The organism is Propionispora hippei DSM 15287, from assembly GCF_900141835.1.
GTDB classification, from domain to species: domain Bacteria; phylum Bacillota; class Negativicutes; order Propionisporales; family Propionisporaceae; genus Propionispora; species Propionispora hippei.
Map to the genome: position 1 here is coordinate 61604 of NZ_FQZD01000017.1, position 10952 is coordinate 72555.

The 10952-nt window shown below is 51.6% G+C and carries 10 protein-coding genes; 6 read left to right on the forward strand and 4 right to left on the reverse strand.

Going from position 1 to position 10952, the window contains the following annotated elements; translation table 11 throughout:
* Nucleotides 1-70 precede the first annotated feature (70 nt).
* The 5 genes from thiM to larB all read left to right on the forward strand — a co-directional run bounded on the left by thiM (nucleotide 71) and on the right by larB (nucleotide 4788).
* Nucleotides 71-928: a hydroxyethylthiazole kinase gene (thiM, locus tag F3H20_RS11350; protein ID WP_149735038.1), complete on the forward strand. Its 858-nt coding sequence runs from the start codon at nucleotides 71-73 to the stop codon at nucleotides 926-928.
* On the forward strand, nucleotides 925-1737 hold the full coding sequence (locus F3H20_RS11355) for a CYTH domain-containing protein (RefSeq protein WP_149735039.1): 813 nt from the start codon (nucleotides 925-927) through the stop codon (nucleotides 1735-1737). Before thiM ends, F3H20_RS11355 begins: the two co-directional genes overlap by 4 nt.
* Before the next feature lie 87 nt (nucleotides 1738-1824).
* Nucleotides 1825-3213, forward strand: coding sequence for a nickel pincer cofactor biosynthesis protein LarC (gene larC / locus F3H20_RS11360; protein ID WP_149735040.1), 1389 nt, complete (start codon nucleotides 1825-1827; stop codon nucleotides 3211-3213).
* Nucleotides 3200-4045, forward strand: a complete 846-nt coding sequence (larE, locus tag F3H20_RS11365; RefSeq protein WP_149735041.1) for an ATP-dependent sacrificial sulfur transferase LarE — start codon at nucleotides 3200-3202, stop codon at nucleotides 4043-4045. The genes larC and larE overlap by 14 nt, the downstream gene beginning before the upstream one ends.
* Entirely contained in the window at nucleotides 4042-4788 is a 747-nt protein-coding gene (gene larB, locus F3H20_RS11370; RefSeq protein ID WP_149735042.1) for a nickel pincer cofactor biosynthesis protein LarB, read from the forward strand. The genes larE and larB overlap by 4 nt, the downstream gene beginning before the upstream one ends.
* Before the next feature lie 88 nt (nucleotides 4789-4876).
* On the opposite strand, the gene ppdK is transcribed toward larB, so the two are convergent.
* From ppdK to F3H20_RS11380, 3 genes are read right to left on the reverse strand one after another with little or no spacing between them, the layout of a single operon-like run.
* Nucleotides 4877-7534 carry a pyruvate, phosphate dikinase gene (ppdK, locus tag F3H20_RS11375; RefSeq protein WP_188128297.1) on the reverse strand — a complete coding sequence of 886 codons (2658 nt, stop codon included), beginning with the start codon at nucleotides 7532-7534 and terminating at the stop codon, nucleotides 4877-4879.
* The gene (locus F3H20_RS19925; RefSeq protein WP_188128298.1) at nucleotides 7535-8347 is read right to left on the reverse strand and encodes a pyruvate, water dikinase regulatory protein; all 813 of its coding nucleotides are present in this window, start codon (nucleotides 8345-8347) and stop codon (nucleotides 7535-7537) included.
* Nucleotides 8348-8364: 17 nt separating this feature from the next.
* The gene (locus tag F3H20_RS11380; protein ID WP_223191735.1) at nucleotides 8365-9075 is read right to left on the reverse strand and encodes a helix-turn-helix transcriptional regulator; all 711 of its coding nucleotides are present in this window, start codon (nucleotides 9073-9075) and stop codon (nucleotides 8365-8367) included.
* Between the two features lie 440 nt (nucleotides 9076-9515).
* Between F3H20_RS11380 and F3H20_RS11385 the strand changes: the two genes are divergently transcribed.
* On the forward strand, nucleotides 9516-10565 hold the full coding sequence (locus tag F3H20_RS11385) for a M48 family metallopeptidase (RefSeq protein ID WP_149735043.1): 1050 nt from the start codon (nucleotides 9516-9518) through the stop codon (nucleotides 10563-10565).
* A gap of 157 nt (nucleotides 10566-10722) precedes the next feature.
* Here the strand turns inward: F3H20_RS11385 and F3H20_RS11390 are convergent.
* Nucleotides 10723-10952 (reverse strand): transposase (locus tag F3H20_RS11390; protein WP_149735044.1); only part of this gene is annotated, 230 nt, incomplete at its 5' end.

Consider the following 10952-nt stretch of genomic DNA (forward strand, 5'->3'; position numbering starts at 1 on the left):
AAGGTATGCGCAGGTGGCTTGACCTGCGTACGATGAACAGTGTGCAAGGGAATGAGAGGAGGCTGGTTTCATGTTGAAGGATTTATGGGCTGTCCGGGAGGCGGTAAGAGAAAAGAATCCGCTGGTTTATAACATTACCAACACCGTGGTGACTAATTTTACGGCAAATGTCCTTTTGGCGGCAGGAGCTTCACCTATTATGTCGGAGGGGGCTGCGGAAGCAGAGGACTTGGCGAGAATTTGCAGCGTGCTGGTATTGAATATCGGGACATTGCATACCCGGCAGATAGGGTATTGTCTAAAGGCCGGTGAATATGCCAATAAATTTCAAAAGCCAGTTGTCCTCGATCCGGTGGGGGTGGGAGCCACCGCCTATCGCAATGTCACCGCCGGACAAATTCTGCAGGATGTCCGGGTTGCCCTGATTCGCGGCAATTACGGTGAAATTGGTTTTATTGCCGGGACGGCGGGACAAGTTAAGGGGGTTGACAGTGCAGACTCCGGCCTTGACTTGCCAGCAGTGAAAAAGATGGCTCAGGAGTACTCGACATTGGTGGCCGCCACCGGTGCCACCGATTACCTGACAGATGGACAGTCAGTAATGACCAATGCTACGGGACATGAACTGTTGCAAATGGTAACCGGTACAGGCTGCGCCTTAACTTCGCTTACCGGTGCTTTTCTGGCTGTGGCGGACGAACCGCGGTTAGGTGTACTGGCTGCTTTGGCCTTTTATGGCGCTGCCGCCCGGAAAGCCGCAGAAAATAGCAAGGGGCCGGGCAGTTTTATGCCGAAGTTTTTGGACGCTTTGTATAATTTAAGCTATAAAGAGTTTAAGAAAGCGGCCGAAGACAAGGTGGCTCTGCTGACGGAGGCTGCTGCAGCCCCGGCGCCGCTGGAACCGTCGGCTGAAGAAGGCGAGTTGTGAACGAAAGGCTGACAGAAGAAACCATGACAAGTGACACGGAAGTCGAATTAAAGCTGCGGCTTAGCGATGCAGACGGCTGGAAGGCAGTGCTGGCGGATGATTTCTTACGACACATGGCTGCTGAACCGGAGTGGCGGCGGGATATGCTGCAAGCCGTTTATTATGATACCGCAGGCGGTGAGCTGCGTAAAAGGCGGCTGACCTACCGTATCCGGCAGGAGTCGGGACAATGGATGGCTACGGTCAAGGGAGGCGGTGCGGCGACGGGCGGCTTGCACCGGCGGCAGGAGTGGAATGTTCCGGTAGACGGTCCGGCAGTAGACCTTACGGTTTTCAAGCACAGTCCGGCCGGAGCTTTGCTGGCGGAAGCTATTGGGGGTGCGCAGCTACTCCCCTTATGCAGTACCGTGTTTGAACGGCACATGCTGCATGTCGAACGGGCCGGTCACACCGGTATCGAAGTGGCGGCCGACCGGGGCGAGATTGTCGCCGGCGGCAAACGGGCGCCGATTCTGGAACTGGAGCTGGAGCTGAAAAGTGGGCAGCCGGCCGAAGTTCTCCGGTTGGGGGCTGCATTAGTCCGCCGCTACCCGCTGGTGCTGGAATCGAGCAGCAAATACCACCGGGCCCTGCTATTGGCCGGTCTGGCGGAACCACCGGAGGTGCCGTCACCGGAGCAACGGACAGCGGCTATGCTTGTCCATTTGCAGGCCTTATTGGATGGCTGCGCCGGACATCCGCTGACGACGCGTGGTGTCCTGCAGGCGGAAATTGCCTCACTTTTGGATTTATGGGCTAAATTACTGTAAATTGGAAGACCTGCACGGTTAACTAAACCGGCAGGTCTTTGGCTTAACGATAAGACGGGAGTTTCCCGAAGCAAAGGAGGATTTGTGATGCGGATTTTATACTATGACTGTTTTTGCGGAATTAGCGGCGATATGAATCTGGCGGCTTTACTGGACTTAGGCGTGGATGAGGCGTATGTGCGTCAGGAGCTGGCCAAGCTGGAGCTTGGCGGTGAATATGTTCTTGCCGTGGACCGGGCAATGAAACAGGGCATAACCGGCACACAGGTGAAGGTTCATTTGACAGCGGAACCCGAGACGGACGAAACAGGAGACCGGCATAGTCATAATCAGGGACATGGCGATCATCACCGTCACCACGATCATCATCACCATCATCCTGGATCAGACCAGCATGAACATGGACATGAGCATGAGCATCACCACCATGAGCAGGAAGAGCATGCCCATCATCACCATGTGTTGTCAGCGGTAGCCGGGGAAGCGAGCCGGCCCCATGTGCACCGGAATCTGTATGATATTGAGCAGATTATCAATAACAGCCGCTTACCTGAGCGGGTCAAAGCGTTAAGTTGCCGGATGTTCCGGAAGATTGCAGCGGCGGAAGCCAAAGTCCACGGTAAGACGGTGGAAGAGGTTCATTTTCATGAGGTGGGGGCGACCGACTCGATTGTCGATATGGTTGGTGCCGCCATTGCGCTGGATTATTTACAGGTGGACAAGATCCTGGCATCGACTGTGCAGGTAGGCGGCGGTTTTGTGAAATGCGCCCACGGGGTTATGCCGGTACCGGCACCGGCTACCGCGGAGCTTCTGCAGGGAATTCCGGTCAAGTCCGGTCTTGTTCCGTTTGAGACAACTACGCCGACGGGGGCAGCCGTTTTAGCGGCTAATGTGGACCAATTTACCGATGAAATGAATTTTGTCATTGAGAAAACGGGCTATGGTATCGGTCACCGGGATATGAATATCCCCAATGTTCTCCGGGTGTATCTGGGCCGTGACGATAGCCGGAGTGCGGTTAAAACCGGGCAGTGGATATGGGAGACCAATTTGGACGATATGAGTCCCGAGCAATACGGTTACGTGGAGGAACGGCTGTTTGCCGCCGGTGCGCTGGATGTATGGAAAAGTCCGATTGTCATGAAAAAGGGAAGACTGGCCACGACGCTCAGTGTATTAGCCGAGGCTGCCAGCGAGCAAGCGGTGTTGGACCTGCTGCTGCAGGAAACAACAGCTCTTGGCGTGCGCAAATACCAGGTGGAAAAAATTATGCTGGACCGGGAATTTGTGACATTGGACACCTGCTACGGCCAGATCAGTGTGAAAAAGGCTTATTATGGCGGAAAACTGGTTAAATATAAGCCGGAATATGAGGACTGCCGGCGCTGTGCCGCTGCGCACGATGTGCCACTGGCGTTAGTCTATCGGGAAGTAGCAAAGCTGATGGAGGAAAAGGGCTATGTCGGCAAGTGAAAAATATAAAGAGCTTGTAGCTCTGTTGCAGCAAATGGGCAAGGTTGTGGTGGCCTTCTCCGGCGGAGTGGACAGCACTTTCTTGTTAAAAGCGGCTCATGAAACGCTGGGAAATAATATGAAGGCCTTAACCATCCTGTCGCCGTATATTCCGCAGTGGGAAATAAAAGAGGCTAAAGAATTGGTCGGAAAAATCGGCGCTGCCCATGAAATACTGGAAGTACCGCTATTGGATACCATCCGGTTTAATCCGGAAAATCGCTGCTACCTGTGTAAAAAGGCTGTGTTCAGTCTGATTCAGGCTAAAGCCAGGGAAGAAGGCTTTGACTATGTGGTTGACGGGACGAATTTTGACGATACCGGTGATTACCGCCCTGGTTTGCAGGCGTTAAAAGAATTAGGCATCCGCAGTCCATTACTCGAAACCAGGCTTACCAAGGCGGAGATCCGGCAGCTATCCAGGGATATGGAATTACCCACCTGGGATAAACCGGCCTATGCCTGCCTGCTGACCAGGATTCCGTATGGGAATGAATTGAAGACCGACGATTTTACAAAAATCGAAAGGGCGGAAACTTATCTTATGAGCATCGGGTTTCGAGCGGTGCGAGTTCGCTGTCATGGTGAAATCGCCCGGATTGAGATTCCCCGCGGCGACCGCGGCAAGCTGTTTGATGTGTCGCTGCTTGACCGGATTGCCGGGCAGTTGAAGGAGTATGGGTTCCGGTATGTTTCATTGGATTTGGAAGGATACCGCATGGGCAGCCTGAATGAACAACTGGGTTCGGGAGTTCTGCCAGGGAGCAGTAGCGGCAAGGAGGCGGCAGAATGAATAAAGAGGAGCTAAAGCACTTGCTGCAATTGGTCCACGACCGGCAGGTAAGTGTGGAAAAAGCGCAGCAGGCGCTGGAGGATTTGCCCTTTACCGAGCTTGGGTTTGCCACAATTGACAATCACCGGGAGCTTAGGGTAGGGTATCCGGAGGTCATCTATTGTGAAGGCAAGACGGTAGAGCAGGTACGGGAAATTGTAGCCTTTATGCTAGACCGGGATGTTACCATCCTGGCTACCCGGGCCAATGAGGCGATGTACCGGGCGGTAGCGGAACTGACGGAGGAAGCGGCTTATAATCCGCTCGGACGGACGATTACCATCCGGCGCAAGGCTCCAGAACAGACGGATAGCTATATTGCCATTGTGGCTGCCGGTACGTCCGATCTGCCGGTGGTGGAAGAGGCGGCAGAAACGGCTTTAGCCTTGGGCAATCGGGTGGAGAAAATTACTGATGTCGGTGTGGCCGGCATTCACCGGTTGTTTGCCAAAATGGAAATCATTCGCGGCGCTAAAGTTGTTATTGTGGTGGCCGGTATGGAGGGCGCGCTGGCCAGCGTGATCGGCGGTATGGTGGATAAGCCGGTTATTGCCGTGCCGACCAGCGTGGGCTATGGTGCGAACTTTGGCGGGTTGGCGCCGCTGCTCACTATGCTGAATAGCTGTGCCAGCGGGGTAACGGTTGTAAATATTGACAACGGCTTTGGCGCAGCTTACAGCGCCAGCATCATTAATAAGCTGTAGCTTCAATAAACTGTAGCTCTAAAAGAACAACCCCCTTTGTCCCGTAAGCGTCCGGGGACAGAAGGGGGTTGTTCTTTTTATGCGGGGATTAGCGGGTGCCCAGGTTTTCTCCCTGGCTGACTGCGGCTTGTGCAGCCGCCAGCCGGGCGATAGGGACCCGGTAGGGCGAGCAACTGACAAAATCCAGGCCTAGTTGATGACAAAAGGCAATCGAACTGGGTTCGCCGCCATGTTCGCCGCAAATACCGGTAATCAGATCGGGGCGGGTTTGCCGTCCTTTTTCCACTGCCAGCTTCATGAGCTGCCCCACGCCTTTGCGGTCAAGAGCGATAAAGGGATTTTCCTTCAAGATTTTCTGCTCCAGGTAGTAGGGCAGGAATTTGCCTTCGGCGTCGTCACGGCTAAAGCCCATGCAGGTTTGGGTCAAGTCGTTCGTGCCAAAGCTGAAAAATTCCGATACTTCCGCCAATTCGTCGGCTAACAGGGCGGCCCGGGGAATTTCGATCATAGTGCCGCAACTGTAGTGGAACGAAGTGCCATAGGTGGCAAAGACTTCCTGGGCAATCGTTTTAATCCGTTCGTTAAAGAAAATTAGTTCAGCCTTGTCGATGGTGAGCGGTATTTCCACCTCCGGCAGCACGGTATAGCCTTCTTTCGTCAGACGGGCTGCCGCATTGAAGATGGCACGGATCTGCATTTCATAGATTTCCGGGAAGGTAATGCCGAGGCGGCAGCCACGGTGTCCCAGCATGGGATTGAACTCGTGCAATTGCCGTATCTTACGCAGCAAGGAATCTTTTTCGCTTAGCAATTGGGCATTTTTGCCGGAGGTGCGCAGTTTCGTCGTTTCTACCAGCAATTCTTCCAGACTGGGCAAAAATTCATGCAGCGGCGGGTCTAGCAAACGGATGCAGACGGGAAGCCCCTCCATGGCCTGAAGTATACCGTAGAAATCATTCTCCTGAATCGGTAACAGGTGGGATAAAGCATCCTGACGTTCTTCCAGGCTTTCGGCCAGGATCATCTGTTGAACGAAGGGGAGCCGGTCGGCGCCCATAAACATGTGCTCGGTGCGGGTAAGGCCGATGCCGGTTGCGCCGAAAGCGCGCGCTTTGGCGGCATCTTCCGGGGTATCGGCATTAGCCCTGACGCTCAGCTTTTTCACTTCATCAGCCCAGGCCAGCAGCGTAGTGTACTCTGCTGAAAGTTCCGGGTCTTTCATCGGCACCTGACCGGAGATGACTCTGCCGGTTGCACCGTCGATGGAGATGACGTCGCCGGCCTTGATAGTCAGGCCGCCTACGGTAAATTCCTGTTTAGCGTAATCAATTTTTATTGATTCGCAGCCGCAGACGCAGGGTTTTCCCATGCCGCGGGCCACTACCGCCGCATGACTGGTCATGCCGCCACGACTGGTCAGAACGCCTTCGGCGGCGATAATGCCGTGAATGTCGTCAGGCGTTGTTTCCATGCGCACCATGAGGACATTAATGCCGAGCTTGGCAATTTTCTCCGCCTTGTCGGCGTCAAAAACCACCTGCCCGGAGGCCGCTCCCGGTGAAGCTGGCAAACCCTTGGCAATGACCGTAAGCTTGGCTGAACTGTCAATCTGCCGGTGTAGCAGTTGGTCGAGCTGTTCCGGTTCTACCATCAACAAAGCTTCTGTTTTGCCGACGAGGTTTTCCTGAACCATGTCATGGGCAACCTTTACGGCTGCCTGGGCGGTACGTTTGCCGTTACGGCATTGGAGCATATAGAGTTTGCCCCGCTCAATGGTAAATTCAATGTCCTGCATATTTTTGTAATGATTTTCCAGTGTCTGGACAATATTCACAAATTGGTCGTAGATTTCCGGCATGTCCTGTTGTAATTGGGCGATTGGCTGCGGTGTCCGGATGCCGGCTACCACATCTTCTCCCTGGGCGTTCATCAGATATTCGCCGTACAAGACGTTTTCGCCGGTGGAAGGATTGCGGCTGAAGGCAACGCCGGTGCCTGAGTCGTTGCCCATATTGCCGAAAACCATAGATTGCACATTGACAGCCGTTCCCAGATCATGGCTGATTTTATTCAAGTTACGGTAGATAATGGCCCGTTGGTTGTTCCAGGATTTAAAGACCGCTTCAACCGCCATAAAAAGCTGGTCCAGCGGGTCTTCGGGGAAGGAGCGTCCGGTCTGATTTTCCACCAGCTCCTTATACTTGTCGATGACGTTACGCAATGATTGGGCCGACAGCTCCTGGTCATACACAACGCCGGCACTTTCTTTTTCCTGGCTTAATATGTACTCAAATTCATGTTTAGGTATTTCCAGTACGACATCGGAAAACATCTGAATGAAACGACGGTAGGAATCATAGGCAAAGCGCAGGTTATTAGTGTTTTTGGCCACACTCTGCACCGTTGTTTCGTTAAGTCCGAGATTTAAAATAGTGTCCATCATGCCAGGCATGGAAAATACTGCGCCTGACCGTACGGAGACCAATAAAGGGTCGCCCGGATCGCCCAGTTTCTTACCGGACTTGCTTTCGACGAGCTTTAGCTTTTCCAGAATTTCTTCCCGCAAGCCATTAGGGAAGGACCCGCCGACCCGATAATAATCCCGGCATGCTTCTGTCGTGATGGTCATTCCACAGGGTACCGGCAGACCAAGATTGGTCATTTCCGCCAGATTGGCACCCTTGCCGCCAAGCAGAGACCGCATGTCGGCGCGTCCTTCGGTGAACATGTACACATAGTTTGACATTTACATCGCTCCTTTACGGTAGTAATCCAGCAGTTTGGCTGCTGTTTCTTCCATTGCTTTATTGGTTACGTCAATAATAGGGCAGCCTATTTTTCGCATAACCGAAAGAGCATAATCGATTTCATAAAAGATCCGTTCCGGGCTGGCATAGTCGGCAGCAGGAGATAGCCCCATCGTTTTTAACCGCTCTTTCCGTATTTCCAGCAAGAGTGGCGGTCTGATTGTCAGGCCGACGATTTTATTGGTCGGAATCTGGTAAAGCTCATCGGGTGGTGTTACGTCAGGCACCAGCGGAACATTGGCCATTTTGATTCCTTTATGGGCTAAATACATGCATAAGGGTGTCTTGGATGTCCGGGATATGCCAATCAGTACGAGGTCGGCCCGTAATAAGCCGCGAGGGTCCTTACCGTCGTCAAACTTGACGGCAAACTCAATAGCTGCCACTTTATTGAAATAATCTTTATCCACCTTCCGGATAATTCCCGGTTCGTTTTTTGGCTGCAGGCTGGTTTCCTTGCTGAAAGCGCTTAGCAGAGGCCCCATAATATCTACGTGAACAAGGTTTAGAGCGTGCAGTCTGGCCTCTAAGTAGGCTTTCAGCTCCGAGCCTACCAGTGTGTAGACGACAATGCCGCCGACCGCCTCCACTTCGGATAATACCTCGTCCACCTGCTCCTCCGAAGCAAGGAAAGGAATGCGCCGGATGTCCACGCGGCCCGAGCCGAATTGGCTGATGGCTGCTTTTACCACTATTTCACCGGTTTCGCCGATTGAATCAGACAGTATATGTACAATAGGTATTGTGTTCATGGTTCAAATATGCCTCCTTATATGCTATAACCGGTATCGGCCAGTTGGACAAAGAGCCTGGTTATATTGGTTTTGGTGAAACGTCCTACAACTTGTAATTTTTCTGTTTTGTCAACAACAACAACCTTGACTACCGGTAAAGCATCCACCTGATGGTTGAGAAGTTTTTTTGCAGCGTCCAGCACCGGTTCATCCGGGGTGGTGACAATAATATTCGGCATACGGGTCATGGCCACTTTTACAGGAAGTTCGGTAAGATTTCTATCACCCATACTGGCTTTCAGAAGATCTTTGCGGGAGACCACACCTTCCAGAAAGCCTCCCTCGGAAACAATCATAATTGTACTGACATCTTCGGTAAACATCGTTACGATGGCATTATAGACCGAACAGTTCTCCCGGATGACAACCGGTAAGGAATGAGCATCGCTGATTTGGATATTGCCTAATATGGTGGCAATATAGTCGGACGGAGTCTTATGCGTGTAGTAATAGCCGACCCGCGGCCTGGCTCCTAGTAGGCCGGACATGGTCAGTACGGCCAGGTCGGACCGCAAGGCTGCCCGGCTGAGACCGAGTTTATCGGCAATATCTTTCCCGGTAATAGGACCGGCTTGTTTTACTATTTCTAAAATATTGGACTGTCTGACTGTTAAATCGATGACGGTCACCTTCCTTTCCTGAATATGGCGCGATAATAAAAGATAAATCATTAATAATAGTACCATGATTTTGTTCGTGTGGCAATAAAAGGAATAAAATTTTATTTATTTACATAAATAATTAGCTTTAATAGCGGGTTTGCTTGACTAATGGTGTAGTTTTAAGGGGGATTATAGTATTTTATGATGACCAAGAATTTAGGGCATGTTTTTAAGCTATACTAAATCCGCTCTTACGGTTCCTTTAATGCGATGCTTGGTTAACATGTTTTAATAAGGTCACTATTCCTGTAAAAAATGTTACTTCGTCTGGCGCAAAAATCACTCACCAGGGATACTTTCACTAGTCTCAAAATATGCCTCAAGGGTCGTGTGGCAGGATTTTGTTGCTTTGGCGAGAATATTAAAAATAATATAAACGCAGTTGGCGGCAGCGAGGGAAGCTGCTTCTCTTTACAGCGTGCACCAAAGAACTGCTTTTAATTCGGTTCCCCTAGGAGGTAACGATGGTTCGGTTGGGAGTGCGACTGATTTTCAGCTTTTGCCTGGGTATCTTGATCTTCCTGCAAGGGGTTCATTTGCCGGTGGTTCAGGCGGGAACGCTAATCAGCACCAAGGATGAGATTGAAATGGGCCGCAACGTGGCCAAGCAGGTGGAAAAGCAGTATGGGCTGCTGGATGACCCGGCTCTGCAGGAACGGGTTGACCGTATCGGCCGGCGTCTGGTTGCCGTGTGTGATCGCAAGGATCTGCCTTATACGTTTAAGGTTCTCAACTCAAAAGAGGTTAACGCCTTTGCTGTTCCTGGCGGTTTTATTTATGTCTATAAAGGCTTGATTGACCTCATGCCTTCCGATGAGGAGCTAGCCGGGGTTATCGGCCATGAGATCGGGCATATTGTCAAGCGCCATAGCGTGCGCCAGATTGAAAAGGGACTGGGGATGAATATTTTATTCGGCGTTCTGTTTGGTGACAGGGGAGCGTTACTGCAAAACTTAGCCTACAATGCGATTATGGCCGGCTATAGCCGGACTGATGAACGGGAAGCTGATTATCTGGGCTTCGTACATACTTACCGGGCAGGTTACAATCCTTATAGCATGTTGATTGGCTTAAAAAAATTGGCCACTATGGATCAGAAATATCATTACGATTTATTTTCCGATCATCCGGAAGGGCAGGCCCGGATCAAGGCAGTGGAAGGATATATAAAAGATCAGAACATATCCCCGACCGTTAACGAGGGGGCGGACGGGAAGGCGGCACAGGTGGTGGATGGCGATTGGTCGCTGCCGCCGATCACCGCCGAATATGCCGGGTACAAACCGGCATACCGGGCTTATTTCGTAGCCGGCACATTGTTCCGGCTCAAGCAGCTTCCCGACTATAATCCCGATAAATATATTCTGGATCATGACGACAATGGCATTACCGTCTATTATGATGACCGTTCGGTCATTACGCTGACGCCGCAGGACGCGGCGGCGCAAAATATGTCGGTCATGGATTTGGCGGCCGAATATTTAACTAAATTGAGAAGCTGGCGTCAGTCATAACCAAAGGGGAGCCGGCCTGATTTGATCAGGCCGGCTCCCCTCAGGCTGTTGAAGAACCCCATGGTTTGGGAAAGATCTAAGCCATGGGGGTTTCTATTAGACAAAACAAAAGGAAAACCATCACTAAGTAGACTCAAAAAGAAAAGATTGCCGATACCTACGCCAGTCTGGCGAGGTGATTGGCAATCTTTTTCATGTTTTGACAAGCAGCCGTTAGTAACGCCTGCTCTTGTACATGCTCTCTACCCCTAAACCGGCAATAGCGAAGTCCGTGCAGTTGCTTAGCGTCTGCAAAACTCCGCTCAATGGTTTGACTTCTCTTCCTATATAGCATTTTTCCTGACTTCGTAAGCCGGTTTTGCCGAACCCACTCTTTAGAATCTTCCC